We start from the raw sequence: 18920 nt of genomic DNA, 5'->3' as shown, positions 1-18920 counted from the left end.
GTAATTTTATGCAGAGAAATAGCGTGAGAATGGTGCCTTTAAACTAAAGGCATGGTATAATACATTTTGGTATTATAGAAAGCAATTTGTTGCGTATTTAAACGCTTTTGAGAGGAGTATCAAATGAAGTTTCGTCAATTAGAGTATTTCATTGAGGTTGTAGATTGCGGCAGCATTAGTACAGCAGCAAAAAAGCTTTATATTTCACAACCCAGTTTGAGCCGCATTATTGGTGCACTGGAAAAAGAGATGGGTAAACCTTTGTTGCGGCGTTCTGCCCGTGGTGTTGAACCAACCCCTATGGGTAAGCAAATGTATTATTATGCCCATTCCATTAGAGATAAGCTGCTTATGCTGGAACGCCTGAAAGGTTTGGACGGTCAACGATTGGTTAGCCGTTTGCATATTACCATTGCGGGATTTTACCTGGAAGATGACATGATGCTTCGCTTTTACCGCCAGCTCGATTCCATCGATGCTGAGATACGCTTTTACGAAACCAATTTGGAAACCGCACTGGAACAAGTATCCAACCAGGAGTCAGAAATTGCCATAGTAGTAGTAAACGACCATCAAATGCCTGTATTTTCTAAAATTGCAGATGCAAAAGAGGTTCGCACCACGGTTCTGGCCCAAGGCCCAGTATGCCTGCATATCCACAAAAATCATCCTCTTGCAGGACAAACTGCAATTCAGTCCAAGGATATTGAGCAATACCCTAATCTGCATCTGCCCTTCGATTTTTTCTCGAATATGAACCTGGAGATGGTCGACTACAGAAAAAGTGCTGCGGGCAACCCACGCCGCACCATCACCGTAAACAACTACCACATTATTTTGCGGATGCTCCAGCACACCGGCGCCTATATGATTGGAAATATATGGAACATGAAGGAGCTAAGCCATTCCGATGTGCTTACAGTTCCCCTAGACAACATTAGCGCTAAGCAAAATTTAGTGTTGTTGCAGCGCAATCGAGAGGAGTTTTCTCAGCCTGCACGCCTGTTTTTAGAGCTGTTTTTGAAAGCCTATCAAATAACAGGGGTATGCATTTTTTAGCATATCATGATATGAAAAAACTGGTATTTTTCAAGTGCCTCTAAGTATGCTAGAATATAACTCGCAAGGGAAAACGAAGTTTCATAAATCTCGCTGTAGGAATACGCAATAAGAGGAGGCACACTGTTATGTTTATGAAAAAAACTACAATTCTGTCTTTGGCAACCGCTGTTGCCGTTGTAGCTACTTCTGCTGGTACCTACGCTGCTTGGGACACCCTGGAAGTATCTAAAGCGGCAAGCGTTACCTTTAGCAAGCCTGTAGAAGTAGCTCTGAACGAGCTGTCCTTTGAGACTACCGACACCTTGGGTTCTACCCGCATGGCAAGCGATACGATTACCATCACTGTTACAGATACGGACAGTCAAGCCAATACCTTAACCATTAAACCCGAAATTTCTGTTAGCGATAGCAGCGGCATCACAATTGATGATTTCACGATTGAATTGGTTGATAATACCGCAGATCATAATAGCGTAGCTCTGAAAGGCAGTGCAAGCACAGGATTTACGGACACTGATTTTAATCACAGTGGTGCAAATACCTATACCGTAAAAGTTATTCCCAAGGAAGGGTCTAAAAGCAAATTCAGCCAGAGCACGGCTGTAAGTGTTTCTTTGAAAGCAAGTCTCAGCTAAGTTGGATTAAATATTCCTATTTTCCCCTAAAAAACCAACTACCGTTTTTATCAGGTAGTTGGTTTTTTAAAATCCTACAACTTTTTCAAGGAGATAACAGCAGTATGGCACCTGTTTTAAAAAAGGCGAAAATTCTATGCAATATTCTATTCTATTTTTGCATAGTCCTATTGGCAATGTACATAGGGGTAAAGTTGTTCGTTCCGCAGGTTGCCAACTCTTTGCCCGGCCTGCAGTGCTATACAGTGCTTAGCCACAGTATGGAACCCCGTATCCCGGTGTATTCCTTGGTGGTTACCCGTCAGTTCGGTGCCCAGGAGAAGCTGAATCTTCAAGCCGGCGATATCATTACTTTTAAGGCCAATCGGTTTGGAGAGGATATTTTGATTACCCATAATTTTTATGGTACCGAGCAAAATCAGACGAACGAAACCATCTACCGCACCATTGCGGAGGGGGTGGACCACCCGGACGCTTACCAAACTACCCGGCGGCAGCTGGTTGGGCTTTACTTGTTCCATATTCCGTATTTGGGTAAAATTCTTTTGTTTCTCAAAAGCAAATTTGGTCTGATTTTATTAGGCGAAGAATGTATAATTTTGTTGCTGAATCAGCTTGTAAAAAGTATTTGGGAGGAAAAGGCAGAAAAAAACAAACAAAACCGCAACTAGTCTGATTGAATGCAGGCTTAAACTTTTATCCAAGATACCGAGCAAACATCTATGATGGAACGGTTACTAAAGTGTGCGGATAGAACAAAAGAGCCTCTGGGCAGGAGTGTGAGGTTTCGAGAAGAGAGAATAGCAACACCGCCCAGAGAGCGTATTGCCATAGGGGGGCTCTTTAAAGAATGGGCAGATAAAATTATAAAAAATGAGGGTTCTGATAACATCTTGAATGCTATCAGAACCCTCGTTTTGGTGCGGATGAAGGGACTTGAACCCCCACGGTATTGCTACCACTAGAACCTGAATCTAGCGCGTCTGCCAATTCCGCCACATCCGCATATTTGCTTGCCGCATATCTCAGCGACGATATTTATTCTATCATAACAAAAACCAAAAGTCAACAAATATTTTTTACAAAAAGAGGCTGTTGAAATACAAAAAACAGGTTGCATCGCCTTGGTGTTTGAGGGTTAATTTAGGAACAAAACCCCGGCAGCTGTAAAATTGCTTTACAGCATAGCCGGGGGATTTTGGAGTAAAACCACAAGGGCGTTTATTACATCTTTTTGCGCAGAATTGCAAAGTGGAAAAAGTTTGTGTAGTAGGAGAGGGAATACATTACCGGCTTTGCCAAACGGGAAAAACTTTGTTCATCCATCAGCAAAAGGGCCTCGTGGCTTGGCACCTTGAGGGTTTCCCGAATGTTGGCGTCGCCCAAAACCGCATTCACATGGGTGATTGTGCTTGTAATGGTAATGGAACAAAGCTCCTGCAATAAGTCAAAAATAGGGCGAGAAAAATCCAAAAATTCCAGATTGTGCCCTTCAAATAAATTGCGGGGCAGGTAGTCCACGGAATAAATCACCGGGATATGGTCGGCCAGAATTCGCTTGCGCACAACCAACACCGGATCACCGCATGGAATGCCCAAACGGTCGGCCAGGTGACTGTCTGCAAAAATTTGCTGCAAGGTAATGTGGTCTGCCTGGGGCTCATGCCCGGCAGCCCGAATCATGGTGCTGTATTCAAACTTCTGGTCCAAACGGTTGGGCAGCTGCACAGTGCGCCGGTTAATCACGGTGCCAATGCCACGCACTCGTTCCACATAGCCTTCCCGTTCCAGTTCCGCCAGAGCATCCCGAATAACGGTGCGGCTTACACCAAGGCGGGCTGCAAGCTCTACTTCGGCGGGCAAACGCTCGCTTTGCTGGTAAGGGCCGGTGCGCATTTCCTCCAGCAGCTGCAATGCAATCTGCTGGCTGATAACGGCACCGCCAATGGGGGTTGATTCGGCAGATTTGGTTTTTGCCATAGGGTTTTTTACCTCCTTGCCTGCGCCCCTGCCATGCTTGTGGGGGCAAAACATCATACTTATTCACCGCAGTGGGCCTTATGAGTATACCATAAATAAAAGGGCCAGAGCAACCGCAAAAGATACCCCGGCTGCATTTTAGGCAGCCGGGGTATCTTAGGGTATGTCAGAGCCAAGGCTCAGCAGGGCAAGGGCCCTACCGCAGGCCTATTACTGGTGCTTGCTCTGGATGTATTCGTGAATGGCCTTGGCGGCGTGCTTGCCGGCACCCATGGCCAGAATAACGGTAGCTGCACCTGTAACAGCGTCGCCACCGGCGTATACGCCCTCACGGCTGGTGAGGCCGTCGTCGCCATTGGTTACAATGCAGCCGTGACGGTTGGTTTCCAGGCCGGGAGTGGTGGAGCGAATCAGCGGGTTGGGGCTGGTACCAATGGACATAATCAGGGTGTCCACATCCAGCACAAAGTTGCTGTTTGCCTTCTCCACGGGGCGGCGGCGGCCGCTTTCGTCGGGCTCGCCCAGCTCCATCTCTACGCATTCCATGCCCTTTACGCAACCATTTTCATCGCCCAGAATCTGGATGGGATTGGTGAGCAGCTTAAAGATGATGCCTTCTTCCTCGGCGTGTTCCACTTCTTCCTTACGGGCAGGCAGCTCGTCCATGCCACGGCGGTACACGATGTATACATTCTCGGCACCCAGGCGCTTTGCGCTGCGGGCTGCGTCCATGGCAACATTGCCGCCGCCCACAACAGCCACGCTCTTGCTTTTTTGGATGGGAGTCTTGCTGCCGGGCTCGTAAGCCTTCATCAGGTTTACACGGGTCAGGTACTCGTTGGCAGAGTAAACGCCCTTCAGGCTTTCGCCAGGAATGCCCATAAAGCGGGGCAGACCTGCACCAGAAGCAATATAAACAGCATCAAAGCCGTAGTCGTTCATCAGCTCGTCGATGGTGAGCACCTTGCCAATTACCATGTTGGTTTCGATTTCCACGCCCATAGCCTGCAGGCCTTCAATTTCCTTTTGCACAATGGATTTGGGCAGACGGAATTCGGGGATGCCGTACACCAGCACGCCACCAGCCAGATGCAGTGCCTCGTACACAGTAACCTTGTAGCCCAGCTTGGCCAGGTCGCCAGCAGCGGTAAGGCCGCTGGGGCCGGCGCCAATCACAGCTACCTTGTGGCCATTGGGCTGGGGAACAGCGGGTGCAGTGGTATTGTGCTCACGATGCCAGTCGGCCACAAAGCGCTCCAAACGGCCAATGCCAACGCTTTCGCCCTTAATGCCGCGAACACATTTGCCCTCGCACTGGGTTTCCTGGGGGCAAACACGGCCGCACACAGCGGGCAGTGCGCTGGAAGCACTCAGCACCTGGTATGCGCCTTCAAAATCTTCTTGTGCTACCTTATCAATAAAGCTGGGGATGTCAATGCCAACGGGGCAGCCAGCCTGGCAGGGCTTGTTTTTGCAGCCAAGGCAGCGCTTGGCTTCGCTTACAGCCATTTCGGGAGTGTAGCCCAGGGCTACTTCTTCAAAGTTCTTGTTGCGGACATTAGGATCCTGGCTGGGCATGGGGCAGCGCTTGGGGTCCATATTATGCAGTGCCATGATAGGGTTCCTCCGATGATTTCTCAATTCAATTTTTTAGCAGAAAAGCATTCTGCGCTAAATGAGTGCTGCAAAGGCAGATTATTCTGCGGTTTTGTTCAGCAGGTTGCAGTGGTTATCGCGGGCATGGGTTTCGAAGGTTTTGTACATGGTGCCGCGCTGCATTGCTTCGTCAAAGTCCACCAAATGGCCGTCAAAGTCGGGGCCGTCTACACAGGCAAACTTGGTTTCGCCGCCCACCGTCAAACGGCAGCCACCGCACATGCCGGTGCCGTCAATCATGATGGGGTTCATGGAAACAACGGTTTTTACATTGTATTTTTTGGTGGTTAGAGAAACGAATTTCATCATGATCAGCGGACCAATAGCGATAACTTCGTCGTACTGCTCGCCAGCCTGGATGAGTTCCTCCAAAGGAGCGGTAACAACGCCCTTGCGGCCATGGCTGCCGTCGTCGGTCATCATAATCAGCTTGCTGGAGCAGGCCTGGAATTCGTCCTCCAGAATGACCAAATCCTTGTTGCGGAAGCCCACGATGCTATGTACTTCACAGCCCATTTCGTGGAGCTTTTTGGCAATGGGGTAGGCGATGGCGCAGCCTACGCCGCCACCCACAACGGCCACTTTCTTGAGGCCGTCCAGATGGCTTGCAACGCCCAGGGGGCCCACAAAGTCGTGGACAGACTGGCCCACAGCCAGTTGGTTCAGCTCCATGGTGCTTTCACCCACCACCTGGAAGATGATGGTTACAGTACCGGCTTCACGATCGTAATCTGCGACAGTAAGGGGGATGCGCTCAGAGTCCGCATTTGCGCGGACGATGATGAACTGGCCAGGCTGGGCTTTTTTAGCAACCAGCGGCGCTTCGATCACCAGTTTTGTTACAGTAGGGTTCAACTCTTTGCGTTCAACAATTTTAAACATGGTGCCTCGCTTCCTTCACTCTCATTTAATACAATACCACAACGAAGTAGTAGTTGTTTGTTACCGAATTAACACGGCGCTTCCTTATTATAGCGCTAAAAAGCCCCGGTGTAAATATACACCAGGGCAAACATTGAAAAATATTTAGCAAAAATACTGAAATCAAAAATCAATGGGCAGGTTGTAGTAGCAAGCCTTGAGAAGTTTTTCCATTTCTTCCTGGCTGGGCTGGCGGGGGTTGGAGCCGGTGCAGGCGTCGCCAATGGCCAGTTCGGCAACCTGGGGCAGCTTTTCCAGGAACTCCTTCTCATCGATGATGCCGCCTTCGTAGTCCTTAATACAGGTGGGGATGTTCAGAGCGGCGTTCATCTTGTTAATCTCAGCAACCAGAGCATCCACCAGCTCCTGGGTGGTGTTGCCGGTCAGGCCAATAAACCGGGCAATGTCGGCATAACGCTGGGCAGCGCTTTCCACCTTGCTGTTGTACTGGATTACCTTGGGCAGGTACATGGCGTTTGCACAGCCGTGTACGATATGGCCGCCGCTGAAGGCAGCACCGGTTTTGTGAGCCATGCTGTGAACGATACCCAGCAGAGCGTTGGAGAAGGCCATGCCAGCCAGGCACTGTGCATTGTGCATCCGGTCACGGGCATCCATGTCGCCGTTGTAGCTGGCCACCAGGTCGTTGTGAATCATCTTGATGGCGTGCAGAGCCAGGGGATCGGTGTAATCGCAGTTGCAGGTGGATACATAAGCCTCCACAGCGTGGGTCATGGCGTCCATGCCGGTGTGAGCGGTAAGCTTAGCGGGCATTTTTTCGGCCAGCTCAGGGTCCACAATGGCCACATCGGGGGTGATGTTAAAGTCGGCCAGAGGGTACTTGATGCCCTTGGCATAATCGGTGATAACGCTGAAAGCAGTTACCTCAGTGGCGGTGCCGGAGGTGGAAGGAATGGCGCAGAAACGGGCCTTCTGGCGCAGTTTGGGGAAGTTGAAGGGGATGCAAAGCTCCTCGAAGGTTACATTGGGGTATTCGTAGAAAGCCCACATGGCTTTGGCAGCATCAATGGGGGAGCCGCCGCCCATGGCAACAATCCAGTCAGGCTGGAATTCGGTCATGGCTGCTGCGCCCTTCATCACAGTTTCCACAGAGGGGTCCGGCTCAACATTTTCAAACAGCTGAACCTCCATGCCGCCTTCCTTCAGGGCGTTCACGGCCCGATCCAGAAAGCCAAAGCGCTTCATGCTGCCGCCGCCTACTACGACGAAAGCTTTTTTGCCGCCCAGGTTCTTTAGCTCCTCCAGAGAGCCTTTGCCATGGTACAAATCACGGGGAAGAGTAAAACGAGCCATTGTTCATTACCTCCAAAGTTTTCTATGCATTTTGCAAGTTGATACTGCACACAGTCAAGAACTACCGTCCTATGCGTTAAAATCTTAACACGGACTGGGTTAAGGAAAGCCGCAACTCTGCGGCGGATAGTCGTTATTTTCTTGACGCATTCATCTTACCATTGTTTTTGCCTTAATTGTAATATAAAATGGAAATGAATCCATATCAAATTTGATATAATAAGGACAAAAAATTAGTCAAAAGAGAAAGATACTTGAAAAAGTATGACTTTTGACTGTTCAAAATGTTTAAAAAGTACGACTTATTTAAAAGGGAGAAAATGGAATGAATCTGCAACAGATGCGGTGCGTGCTGGAGGTAAGCAGAGTGGGAAGTGTGACCCGTGCCGCACAAAATTTATACATTAGCCAGCCAAATTTAAGCCGAACCATCAAGGAGCTGGAAAAGGAATTGGGGGTGCCTCTCTTTCGCAGAGGGGCTCAGGGGATGGAGCCCACCGTGCAGGCCGCACAGTTTTTGCGGTATGCCCAGAGCATCATTCAACAAATGGACGAGCTGGAAAGCATCTATCAGCACCAGGAGGAAGGGCTGCGCCTGTCCATCGTAGGGCCTCACAGCGGATACATTACCAGGGGGCTGGCAGCTTTTTTAAATCGGCAGAATCAGCACACGGCCCTGGAAGTGCAGTATCACGAGATGGAAGCCAGCGATGCAATGGATGCAGTGAGCCGGGGGCAGGTGCAGCTGGCCATTCTCCGGTACCAATGTATTTACGATGAGCATTTTAAGGAGCTGTTTGCTAAAGCAGGCCTTGCCAGCCGTACCCTGATGCAGTTTCGGCCCTGTGTGCTCATGGCTTCGCCCCATCCTCTGGAACAATACAAGAGCCTGCGTTACCAGCAGCTGCGCAGCTACACCCATGTGCTGCGCGGGGAAACTCAGGTACCCGGCGAAACTGCCCGGTCTGCCCTTGCGCCACAGCAAGGGGGAGGGCGTATTCATGTATATGACCGGGCCAGTATGTATGAGGTGCTGCGAGGGGTGCGGGGCAGTTATGCCTGGTCCAATCCACTGCCGGAAGCAGAATGCAAACGCCATGGGTTGATTCAGCGCAGCTGCCCGGATGCAGGCATGAACCGGGATGTGGTGTTGTGGCAGGCAAAACACGGCCTGGGCCTTGCCGCACGGGACTGCCTGGTGGCCTTGCAGGAGGCAGCCTATCGGCAGGGAATGGTGACGGGTTTTTATCAGTCGCCAACAGTGCCGGAATCCGCTGAGGCAGAGCCGGCTTCGGAGGTGGAAGCAATGGAAGAAGCCCCGGCGGATTCTTCCGTTGTGCCTTCTACAATTTGAGGGCCGCTTACAAATTCGCCATACACAAAGTAACGCTCATAGGTGCGGCTTAGGGTACCAAAGGGATAGCAGGTGTACAAAATCAGGTTTTCTTCGGGGGCTTCCAGGTCGTAGGCGGTGGTATCGTCCTCCCGGGCTACCTTCATGTCCACCACTTTATAGTGGTATTCGCCATAGTAGGTTTCGATTACAATGTCGTCGCCCAGTTCCACCGATTCCAGATCCCGAAAATGGGCATTGGTGTGGGCACAGGCCAGGATGGTGCCGCCCTGACCAGGCATATAAGCGCCAGCATAGGTGCCGGCACCTTTTTTTAGGATTGCATTGGTATCATCCCAGTAAATGGTGCAGTCCACCTGGGTTCCGGGGATATAAATGCGGCCCAGTTCGTCTCCGCTCTGGGGATAGCCGCCCTTTGTATTGATGTCAACGGTGGGTTCCGGTGTGGGGGCGGGAGTAGCGGTAGGGATTGGGGTAGGTGTGGGGTCTGGCTGTGAATCAGCGGGCTTGCCGCAGCCTGCCAGAACCGCTGCGCACAAGACGGCAGAAAGAATACAGTATACAATACGCACGAAAAAACCTCGTTTCTTGTTCTTGGTTTGGTGTTGGCTGTGACTGGGCAGCTGCCCCTGGCCACAGCAAGAATAAACAAAGCCAGTATAGCAAAAAAGAGCCATAGGGTAAAGAGAAGCTGGCAAAAGGGGGGTGAAATGAGCGCAATTAAGAGATGGGCTGGATTTGAGGGGAAGATGTTTGGTTAAAAAGAACAGGGCCTTTGGTTTTACAAAGGCCCTGTTCTTTTATGGATGGAGAGAAACAGTTAAGCAATCAATTTTCTTTTTCGGCAAACAGAGTGGGCAGCATTTTGTAAAGTGCCAATGCAACCAGGCAGGTAAGCAGTGCTTCCGGCAGCATATAGGTGGCATTGTAAACGGCGCTGTACAGCCAGCACAGGGCATTTTCGCCCATGGTGGCAATCTGTGCGCCCCAACCGAACTCGGTCATCCACTCAAAGGCATAGTCGTAGTCCTTCCATACCACATAGCCGGACAGAAAGCTGCACAGATAACGCAGCAGGCAAACTGCCAGCGAGCCAACGAACACACCCAACCCACGGTTTTTGAAGGGCTTTGCAATTACCCCAGACAGGCCCAGCACGGTAAAGCCCAGAACAAAATCCAACAGAATGCAGCCAATAACGGCGCCCAGGCTTTGGCAATAGGTCAAATCACTGATGCCCTGAATCAGCTGAATAATGCTGAACACAAAGGCAGAAAGAAGTGCCCACCTGGGGGAATGACGGAATCCAATCAGAAGAATGGGCAGCATGCTCACCAGGGTGATGGAACCGCCATGGGGTAGCTTAAAAATAGGGATGTAGCACAGGACGGTGGCGAGAGCAACCAGGAGGGCACAATCCACCAGAGCGAGGGTTTTTGTGGTTTGAACAGACATTTTTGGTACCAGCCTTTCTTTTTAGCCCTTTGGGCTGAATGATGCGGCCATAAAAACACACCCAGGCAACACAAAACGCCCCTGTTTTTGCAGATGCAAAACACAGGGGCGCACTGAATACACCAAATTCCTCAAACTTCCTACGCCGGCATTACCCGGATCAGGTTCAAGGTGACATAGAGCTGCAGTTTGCCCTAATCTCAGCCGAAGATGCCCTTCAGCGCCCCTGTTTTTATGTCCGTAGCAAGTATACCACGGCGGCAAAAAATGTCAAGTTTTTTGTTTAAAAGGATTTTAAGACACAACAGCCTTTTTGCCGGTTTTGCAGATGTCCTTCAGGCAGCAGACAGCGCAGTTTGCCTTACGGGCATCGCACACGGCCCGGCCGTGGAGCACAAACCGATGGCACAGGTCGTTGCCTTCCTCCGGGGGAATGATTTTCCACAAGGCCATTTCCACCCGCTTGGGGTCCTTCAAGTCCTTCACAAGTCCAATGCGGTTGCACAGCCGGATGCAGTGGGTGTCGGTAACAATGGCAGGCTTGCCGAATACATCCCCCATAATCAGGTTGGCACTTTTGCGGCCTACGCCCGGCAGGCTGAGCACTGCGTCGAAATCATCCGGCACCTGACAGTCGAATTCGTCCCGCAGGCGGCGCATACACAGGCTGATGTCCCGTGCTTTGGAGCGTCCCAGACCGCAGGGCTTGACGATGGCCTCAATTTCCTCCGGCTCGGCGGCGGCCAGGGCCTCCACCGAAGGGTATTTGGCAAACAGTTCCTTGCACACCACATTCACCCGTGCGTCCGTGCACTGGGCGGCCAGCCGTACCTCCACCAAAAGCTGCCAGGCATGGTCGTAGTCCAGCGTGCATTCTGCTATGGGGTACTCCTGTTTCAGCCGCTGGATAACCTCCAGGGCAAGGGCTTTGGTTGTCATAGATTCAAGCGTTCCTTTCCAAAAATCAGTTTATAATGAGGTTATTGTATCACAAAGCCGGGGTAAGCGTCGAGCCGTTGGCAGGCGGCTTGTGTTAGTTTGTGCCGGCATGGGGCGGCTGGCCGCTGGATTGCCGCACCACCAGTTTTGCGTGCAGCAGCAAGCTGCTGATGGGCACATCGGCCAAAAGACTGGAAAGAGCATAAAAGGCGCTTTTACCCAGCTGGGTGCGGTCCTGTCGGATGGTGGTAAGGGGCGGAAAGGTATAGGCACACAGGGGCAGGTCATCAAACCCCACAATGCTAATGTCCTGTGGGATGCGCAGCCCCAGTTCCTGGCAATGAATCATGACGGTGTGGGCCAGCAAATCGTGGCTGCAAACAATGGCCGTCACCTTTTGCGCCAGCAAGGCGGGCAGATACTTTTGCAGGCATTGGGAGGTGAAGTAGTCGCTGCCGGCAAAGCATGGTTCGGCAGGAAGGTTGTTTTTGCGCAGGGCTTGAAAGAAGGCGCTGTAACGAGCTTCGTTCATGTAGGAACCCAGCTCGCCGCTCAGGTAGCCAATGCGCTGGTGCCCCAGCTCCTTCAGGTGGGCAATGGCCAGGTCCATGCCCTCGTTGTTGTCTACCCCCACATAGGAGGTGGTGGGGTTGCCTCTTACATAGTTGTCCAGAAGAACCGCAGGGGTTCGGCTGGTTTCCATCTGCTGCAGCCATACATCCGAAAGGGAAAGCCCCAGGAAAAACGCCCCCACATAATTGTTTTGCAGCATATATTCATCGTAAGAAATGCTGGTTTGCATCTGTTCATTCAGTTCCACAACGCAAACCACAAAGCCGGCGGGCTCGGCTGCCTTGCGAAAGCCCGTTACAATGTCATAGCCAAAATCGGTTGGCTTGGCAAAGGCCATGTTTTCGATGAACAAGCAAAGCTGCTTGGCCCCTTTTTTGCGCATTGAGCGGGAATATCCCAGTTCTACGGCTGTTTCCAAAACAGCCTTTCGCAATGTTTCGCTCACATCGGGGGCGCCGTTCAATGCCTTGGAAACAGTGCCCTTGGAAATATGAAGCTTTTTCGCAATGTCCTCAATTTTGGTCATGGGCGCCTCCTGGATTCTTGCAAAAACTCCTGTTTGCAAGAGAATGATGTTTTATCATTATAGCGGCTTTTACAAGGAAAAGCAAACCCTAAGCTCTGTTTTTGCTTTTAAATAAGGAATTTAAAGAGAAGCTGGAAAGGAAATTGGCAGAGGTAACGAAAATATCCCCTGGGCCTTGTATATAACCATGAAAATACAGCAATTGCCCTAAACCCATTGACCGAATAAGCGAGGGGGAGTATAGTGGAAGTAACGAAAAATTACGAAACTTTGCAAGGCGCGCCGGGGAAATACAGCACATTCCGCCGGCAGACCGCTTGCGGAAATACAGAAATGAGGGAGTTTTTATGGAACAGAAATTGCAGCATATCTTGAAAGAACAGTACGGTGTGGATTTGGCCACCGCCACCAGCCAGCAGGTGTATACAGCACTCATGCTGTTTACCAAAGAGCAGATGGAAGCCATGCCCCGCAACGAGGGCAAGCGTAAGCTGTACTATGTATCCGCAGAGTTTTTGGTGGGCAAGCTGCTGAGCAACAACCTGATTAACCTGGGATTGTTTGACCAGGCCAGGGAACTGCTGGCAAAGCATGGCCATGAGCTTACCGCCATTGAGGAAGCGGAAAAGGAGCCCTCTCTGGGCAATGGCGGCCTGGGCCGTCTGGCTGCCTGCTTTTTGGATTCCATTGCAAGCCTGAACCTGTATGGCGATGGTGCCGGCCTGAACTACCATGATGGCTTGTTCTATCAGAAACTGGTGGATAACAAGCAGAAGGAGGAGAAAAACCCCTGGATTACGCCCCAGAGCTGGCTCACGGATACCGGTGTGCGGTTTACCATTCCCTTTGGTGGGTTCTCCCTTACCTCCATGCTGTACACCATCGGTGTGCCGGGCTACAATGGCCGCCGCAACAACCTGAATCTGTTCGATGTGGAAACAGTGGATGAGTCCATCATTGGCGAGGGAATCAGCTTTGACAAAACCGATATTGCCCGCAACCTTACCCTGTTCCTCTACCCGGACGACAGCGACGAGGCAGGCCGCCTGCTGCGTGTGTACCAGCAGTACTTCCTGGTGAGCAGCACCGCCCAGCTGATTTTGAAGGAAACTCTGGAGCGGGGCGGCAGCCTGCACAACCTCCACGAGTATGTGGCGGTGCAAATCAACGACACCCACCCCACCATGATTATCCCGGAGCTGATTCGTTTGCTTACTGCCCAGGGCCTGACCATGGACGAAGCCGTTCGGGAGGTTACCCTTACCTGTGCTTACACCAACCATACCATTTTGGCCGAGGCGCTGGAAAAGTGGCCCATGGACTTTATGCGCAAGGCAGTACCTCAGCTGGTGCCCATCATTGAAGAACTGGATAAGCGGGCCAAAGACGTAAGCGCAGACCCCCGTGTAGCCATTCTGGACGATCAGGACCGGGTGCATATGGCTCATATCGACATTCACTATGGTTACAGCGTCAACGGTGTAGCTGCCCTGCACACCCAGATTTTGCAGGAGTCCGAGCTGAAGCCCTTCTATGAGCTGTACCCGGAAAAATTCAACAACAAAACCAATGGCATTACCTTCCGCCGCTGGCTGCTCCACTGCAATCAGCCCCTGACCGCCTATCTGGAGCAGCTGATTGGGCCGGAGTTCAAGCAGGATGCTACCCAGCTGGAAAAACTGCTGGCTCATAAGGATGATGAAACCGTTCTGCGTCAGCTGCGGGCCATCAAAACCCAGAATAAGCAGCAGCTGGCAGACTTTTTGCAGGCTACCCAGGGCGTTACTCTGGACACCCGGTCCATCTTTGACATCCAGATTAAGCGTCTGCATGAGTATAAGCGCCAGCAGATGAATGCGCTGTACGCCATCTACAAATATCTGGACATTAAGCAGGGAAATATTCCTGCCCGGCCCATCACCATGATTTTTGGCGCCAAGGCAGCCCCTGCCTACATCATTGCCAAGGATATCATCCATCTGATTCTCTGCCTGTCCCAGCTGATTGCAAAGGATCCTCAGGTAAGCCCTCATCTGAAGGTAGTCATGGTGGAAAACTACAATGTTACCAAGGCAGAAAAGCTGATTCCTGCCTGCGATATTTCCGAGCAGATCAGCCTGGCTTCTAAGGAGGCTTCCGGCACCGGCAACATGAAGCTTATGCTCAACGGCGCCCTCACCCTGGGCACTCAGGACGGTGCCAATGTGGAAATTGGCCAGCTGGTGGGCGAGGAAAATATCTATACCTTCGGCAAGAGCTCAGAGGAGGTTATCCGCCTGTATGAGGAACACGCCTACAATGCAGCTGCACTCTACGATGGTGATGAAGAAATTGCCCGGCTGGTGGACTTTATCATCAGCAAGGAGATGATTCGCCTGGGCGATGCAGAATGCCTTTGCCGTTTGTACAAGGAACTGGTGGGCAAGGACTGGTTCATGACCCTGCTGGATGTGAAGGAATACATCCAGGTGAAGGAGCGCATGCTGGCCGACTACGAAAACGAACTGGAGTGGAGCCGCAAAACGCTGGTAAACATCGCCAAGGCGGGCTTCTTCTCCTCCGACCGCACCATTGCGGAATACAACCAGGATATCTGGCATCTGTGAGGAACACAGCATGAAGGAAACAGGGATTTTGTTGGCGGTTTCCTCTCTCCCATCCCGGTCCGGGGTGGGGGAGATGGGCCAAACCGCACGCCAGTGGATTGACCTGCTGGCACAGTCGGGGGCAACCATCTGGCAGATTCTGCCCCTTAATCCCACCGGCTATGGCAACTCCCCCTACCAGCCTTATTCCTCCTGTGCAGGCGATGAGCTTTATCTGAGCCTGGAGGAGCTGGCAGCCCAGGGCCTGCTGCAGCAAGTCCCCAGCTTTGAAGCAGCCCCGGCCAATCGGGTGGATTACGATGCCGTGCGTGCCTGGAAAGAGCCGCTGCTGCGCAGTGCCTTCGGGGCATTTGAACCCACCCAGGAATACTGGCAGTTTGCTCAGCAAAACTGGGTGCGTGATTATGGGATGTTCCGGGCTTTTAAAAAAGCCAACGAAAACCGCTGCTGGCTGGAATGGCCGGTCTGGCAGCGGGATTGGCCCCAAACCCGGCAGGGAGATATGGCTCCCTTTGAGCAGGAGATAAACTACCACATCTTTTTGCAGTACCAGTTCTGGAACCAGTGGCAGGCTTTGCGCAGCTATGCCCACCAAAAGGGCGTGCGCATTATGGGAGATGTGCCCTTTTATGTGGGCATAGACTCGGTGGATGTATGGGCCGGACGGGAAAACTTTTTGCTGGATAAGGACGGCCGCCCCACCTTTGTGGCAGGCGTACCGCCGGACTATTTCAGTGCCACCGGCCAGCGCTGGGGCAATCCCATTTACGACTGGGATAAAATGCAGCAGGATGGCTTTGCCTTCTGGGTGGAACGCATTGGCTATAGCCAGAAGCTGTTCGACATCATCCGGATTGACCACTTCCGAGCATTTGATACCTACTGGAAAATCCCCTCCAGCTGCCCCACCGCCATGGAAGGGGAGTGGATTGAGGCACCCGGCTACCAGGTGCTGGATGCTTTGTATGCAAACATCCCCGGCCTGGAACTGGTAGCAGAAGATTTGGGTCAGCTGCGCCAGCAGGTACTGGACTTACGGGACCACTACCATTTGAAGGGCATGAAGATACTGGAATTTGTGCTGGACACCAGCGGTAAGTTTGTGCGGGATACCGGCAGCCAGAAGGAATGCCAGATTCACTACACCGGTACACACGATAACGCTACTTTGGTGGAATGGTACCAGAGCCTTACCACAGCAAAACGGCGCAAATTGCGCCGCTGGCTCAAACGCCAGGGCTTTGGCACCGGCTCGGTGGTGCATCGGTTGAATGCATGTGTTCTGGCCAGCCCGGCGGACTGGACGATTTTGCCCTTGCAGGATATAATGGAATTGCCGGCCAGTGCCCGCATGAATACCCCCGGCACAGTGGGCTCCCCCAACTGGGAATGGAGATTGCAGGATTTGCAGCCGGCGGCATCCGCTTTAAAAAAGCTGGCTGCTGGAATTGCGGCAAGAAGAAATTAAAAGGAGATTGGGTAGATGGGCTGCTTGGGAAATATTCTCTGGTTTGTGTTTGGTGGGTTCTGGCAGGGCCTTTGCTGGACTTTGGCAGGGCTGCTCTGGTGCCTGACCATTGTAGGAATTCCCATTGGGCTGCAATGTTTCAAACTGGCCTCGCTGGCGTTTTTTCCCTTTGGTAAGGAAATTTACTATGGGGGCGGCGCTTTTTCCTGGGTAGCAAACCTGCTTTGGATGATATTCAGCGGCATCCCGCTGGCTTTGGCTGCTTTGTTCAATGGGCTGTTCCTTTGCTGCACCCTTGTGGGAATTCCCTTTGGACTGCAATGCTTTAAACTGGCGAAGCTGGCCCTGTGTCCCTTTGGCGCAGTTGTTGTGGAAACCCAATAAAACTGCGCCAAATGCCCAGGATGGCACTCCTTGCAGATTGTCAGGAACCCATAACAAAACAGCAATCCAAGACGCACAGCACCCTGAGAAGAGATAATAGATAGAGTACCCCCTGATGCAGGAACATAGCACTGCATCAGGGGGTACTCTGTCTGTTATCCATTTTTACTGGATTGGTTCAGTTGTTGTTCTGCAAACACAGGGGCTCTTTATGGCAGCAAATGAAAGGGTGTATGGCTGTAAAATAGTCCTTCAAAATGCTTGCTAATATAGCAGGGAATGGCTGCATTCTTGGGCTCGTCGCACAAAACAATTCGGCATGCTCTGCCGGCCGGAATGATGCGGTGCTGCCCTAACCAAAAGTGTGATATAATTTTTTGAAAAAATTTCAAATTTGATTTAGTAACTGCCTTTAAAACCGTAGTATACAGGTGAGACTAAAAAGGAGGCCATGAGATGGTGGATGATAAAACAATTATAGAACTGTTTTTTCAGCGCAACCAGCAGGGCATACGGGAGCTGGATCATAAATACGGAAAAATCTGTCATAACCTGTCGTACAACATTTTGAACAGCAGCCGGGATGCGGAGGAATGTGTCAATGACGCTTACTTAGGCGCATGGGATGCCATTCCCCCGGTATATCCTAATCCGCTATTGCCTTACATCTTAAAAATTGTTCGGAATATTTCACTGAAAAGTTATTACAAAAAGGGCGCAGCAAAACGAAACAGCGCCTATACCATTGCTATGGAGGAAATTGAAGCCTGCCTTGCAGACCCAAAAACGGTGGAAGGGGAAATAGAAGCCAAAGAGTTGGCCCGTATCATTGAGGGATTTTTGGATACACTCACCCCAAAGGAACGCATTATTTTTATGCGTCGGTATGGGTACATAGATACCTATGCGGACATAGGCAGGCACCTGGGAATATCTGAAAAAATGTATCCGTCAGGCTCAGTCTGATTCGTAAAAAAATGAAGCGCTATTTAAGGGCAAAAGAGGTGTTGGGATGAACGCAGCAAAATTTTTTGAAGCCATGAATGAAGTTCATGATGACTATTACCAAGAAGCCTCAAAACATCTGGAAAAAAACCATAGATGGACCAAGTGGGCAGCTATGGCAGCTTGCTTACTGTTTGTCCTTACAATGTCTGCTCCGGTATGGGCGGCAGCAGCTTTTGATCCAACTTACAATCTGCTCTACAGAGTAGCGCCGGCAATTGCTCAAAAGTTAAGGCCGGTTAGGATGTCTTGCAATGATAAAGGGATTAAGTTTGAGGTAATTTCGGCTTATGTGGAGGGAAGTGAAGCAAAGATTTTTGTTTCCGTACAGGATTTTGAAGAAGATAGAATTGATGAAACCATAGACTTGTTTGATAGCTACAGCATCAATACACCGTTTGATTGCAATAGTTCGTGCGAAGCCATCGGTTACGATGCCAAAACAAAAACGGCCACTTTCCTTATTTCCATATCACAATGGGATAGCCAAGATATTATAGGCGAAAAAATTACCTTTTCTGTTGTAGAAATATTAAGCAATAAACGGCAGTATGACGCAGCATTACCTGATTTGGATACAAGCAAAATTAGTGACGCTGAAACAATGATTCCAACCGGTATTTTTGGTGGTGCCGGGGTAAACTACCGTGAAGTGAGGGATAATTTTCGTGCACTGAAAACAACAGGCGTTCTTTGTTCGCCCATAGATGGAGTGGATATCATGGGGATAGGATATGTAGACGGCAAACTGCATATCCAAGTCAAATACGAAAAACCAGGCAGTCAGGGCTATATCTACCTTAAAAACAACCAGGGCGAGGAAATTCATTGCATCGCAAATGTGGGCTTTTCCACCGACAATGCGCACCAAGACCGATATGAGGAATATGTGTTCAATTTATCGGATGTGGATTTACAGGAATGTGAAGTGTATGGATGGTTTGTTACATATAGCTCGCGCATTACGGGAAATTGGAGCCTTACCTTCCCGCTGGAAGGCATAACTCGGTAAATTTGCACGGTTCAAGATACAGATGAAAGC

17 protein-coding genes, 1 tRNA gene and 1 riboswitch are annotated in these 18920 nt (G+C 50.8%); of the genes, 9 read left to right on the top strand and 9 right to left on the bottom strand.

Annotated elements, in window-relative coordinates; genetic code table 11:
- Window positions 1–123 precede the first annotated feature (123 nt).
- The 3 genes from ACH2EM_RS02340 to ACH2EM_RS02330 all read left to right on the top strand — a co-directional run bounded on the left by ACH2EM_RS02340 (window position 124) and on the right by ACH2EM_RS02330 (window position 2368).
- Window positions 124–1059, top strand: a complete 936-nt coding sequence (locus ACH2EM_RS02340; protein WP_395150452.1) for a LysR family transcriptional regulator — start codon at window positions 124–126, stop codon at window positions 1057–1059.
- A gap of 128 nt (window positions 1060–1187) precedes the next feature.
- Complete coding sequence (locus ACH2EM_RS02335) at window positions 1188–1697, top strand: hypothetical protein (protein WP_395150451.1); 510 nt, start codon at window positions 1188–1190, stop codon at window positions 1695–1697.
- Between the two features lie 104 nt (window positions 1698–1801).
- The gene (locus ACH2EM_RS02330) at window positions 1802–2368 is read left to right on the top strand and encodes a signal peptidase I (protein WP_395150450.1); all 567 of its coding nucleotides are present in this window, start codon (window positions 1802–1804) and stop codon (window positions 2366–2368) included.
- 247 nt (window positions 2369–2615) lie between these two features.
- Here the strand turns inward: ACH2EM_RS02330 and ACH2EM_RS02325 are convergent.
- The 5 genes from ACH2EM_RS02325 to ACH2EM_RS02305 form a co-directional block, all read right to left on the bottom strand.
- Window positions 2616–2702, bottom strand: a tRNA-Leu gene (locus tag ACH2EM_RS02325).
- A gap of 219 nt (window positions 2703–2921) precedes the next feature.
- Entirely contained in the window at window positions 2922–3677 is a 756-nt protein-coding gene (locus ACH2EM_RS02320) for a GntR family transcriptional regulator (RefSeq protein ID WP_395150449.1), read from the bottom strand.
- 210 nt (window positions 3678–3887) lie between these two features.
- Window positions 3888–5291: an NADPH-dependent glutamate synthase gene (gltA, locus tag ACH2EM_RS02315; RefSeq protein WP_395150448.1), complete on the bottom strand. Its 1404-nt coding sequence runs from the start codon at window positions 5289–5291 to the stop codon at window positions 3888–3890.
- Window positions 5292–5372: 81 nt separating this feature from the next.
- Window positions 5373–6215, bottom strand: coding sequence for a sulfide/dihydroorotate dehydrogenase-like FAD/NAD-binding protein (locus ACH2EM_RS02310; RefSeq protein WP_395150447.1), 843 nt, complete (start codon window positions 6213–6215; stop codon window positions 5373–5375).
- A gap of 162 nt (window positions 6216–6377) precedes the next feature.
- A complete protein-coding gene (locus ACH2EM_RS02305; RefSeq protein WP_395150446.1) occupies window positions 6378–7568 on the bottom strand; it encodes an iron-containing alcohol dehydrogenase in 1191 nt (396 codons plus the stop codon).
- Window positions 7569–7893: 325 nt separating this feature from the next.
- Between ACH2EM_RS02305 and ACH2EM_RS02300 the strand changes: the two genes are divergently transcribed.
- Entirely contained in the window at window positions 7894–8922 is a 1029-nt protein-coding gene (locus ACH2EM_RS02300; RefSeq protein WP_395150445.1) for a LysR family transcriptional regulator, read from the top strand.
- Here the strand turns inward: ACH2EM_RS02300 and ACH2EM_RS02295 are convergent.
- The 4 genes from ACH2EM_RS02295 to ACH2EM_RS02280 form a co-directional block, all read right to left on the bottom strand.
- Entirely contained in the window at window positions 8817–9494 is a 678-nt protein-coding gene (locus ACH2EM_RS02295; protein ID WP_395150443.1) for a class D sortase, read from the bottom strand. The genes ACH2EM_RS02300 and ACH2EM_RS02295 overlap by 106 nt on opposite strands.
- 256 nt (window positions 9495–9750) lie before the next feature.
- Window positions 9751–10377, bottom strand: a complete 627-nt coding sequence (locus tag ACH2EM_RS02290; RefSeq protein ID WP_395150442.1) for an energy-coupled thiamine transporter ThiT — start codon at window positions 10375–10377, stop codon at window positions 9751–9753.
- A 120-nt stretch (window positions 10378–10497) separates the two neighbouring features.
- Window positions 10498–10615: riboswitch (TPP riboswitch) on the bottom strand.
- Window positions 10616–10671: 56 nt separating this feature from the next.
- Window positions 10672–11316, bottom strand: a complete 645-nt coding sequence (nth, locus tag ACH2EM_RS02285) for an endonuclease III domain-containing protein (protein ID WP_395150441.1) — start codon at window positions 11314–11316, stop codon at window positions 10672–10674.
- A gap of 94 nt (window positions 11317–11410) precedes the next feature.
- The gene (locus ACH2EM_RS02280; protein WP_395150440.1) at window positions 11411–12415 is read right to left on the bottom strand and encodes a LacI family DNA-binding transcriptional regulator; all 1005 of its coding nucleotides are present in this window, start codon (window positions 12413–12415) and stop codon (window positions 11411–11413) included.
- 347 nt (window positions 12416–12762) lie between these two features.
- On the opposite strand from ACH2EM_RS02280, the gene ACH2EM_RS02275 reads away from it, so the two are divergent.
- The 5 genes from ACH2EM_RS02275 (at window position 12763) to ACH2EM_RS02255 (ending at window position 18890) form a co-directional block, all read left to right on the top strand.
- On the top strand, window positions 12763–15021 hold the full coding sequence (locus tag ACH2EM_RS02275) for a glycogen/starch/alpha-glucan phosphorylase (RefSeq protein ID WP_395150439.1): 2259 nt from the start codon (window positions 12763–12765) through the stop codon (window positions 15019–15021).
- A gap of 10 nt (window positions 15022–15031) precedes the next feature.
- The gene (malQ, locus tag ACH2EM_RS02270; RefSeq protein WP_395150437.1) at window positions 15032–16489 is read left to right on the top strand and encodes a 4-alpha-glucanotransferase; all 1458 of its coding nucleotides are present in this window, start codon (window positions 15032–15034) and stop codon (window positions 16487–16489) included.
- A gap of 15 nt (window positions 16490–16504) precedes the next feature.
- A complete protein-coding gene (locus tag ACH2EM_RS02265) occupies window positions 16505–16873 on the top strand; it encodes a YccF domain-containing protein (protein WP_395150436.1) in 369 nt (122 codons plus the stop codon).
- Between the two features lie 456 nt (window positions 16874–17329).
- A complete protein-coding gene (locus ACH2EM_RS02260; protein WP_395150435.1) occupies window positions 17330–17839 on the top strand; it encodes an RNA polymerase sigma factor in 510 nt (169 codons plus the stop codon).
- Window positions 17840–17885: 46 nt separating this feature from the next.
- Window positions 17886–18890, top strand: coding sequence for a DUF4179 domain-containing protein (locus tag ACH2EM_RS02255; RefSeq protein ID WP_395150434.1), 1005 nt, complete (start codon window positions 17886–17888; stop codon window positions 18888–18890).
- Window positions 18891–18920 lie beyond the last annotated feature (30 nt).

Source organism: uncultured Allofournierella sp., assembly GCA_944382705.1.
Classification (GTDB): Bacteria; Bacillota; Clostridia; order Oscillospirales; family Ruminococcaceae; genus Allofournierella.
This window is presented reverse-complemented; position numbering and strand designations above follow the sequence as displayed.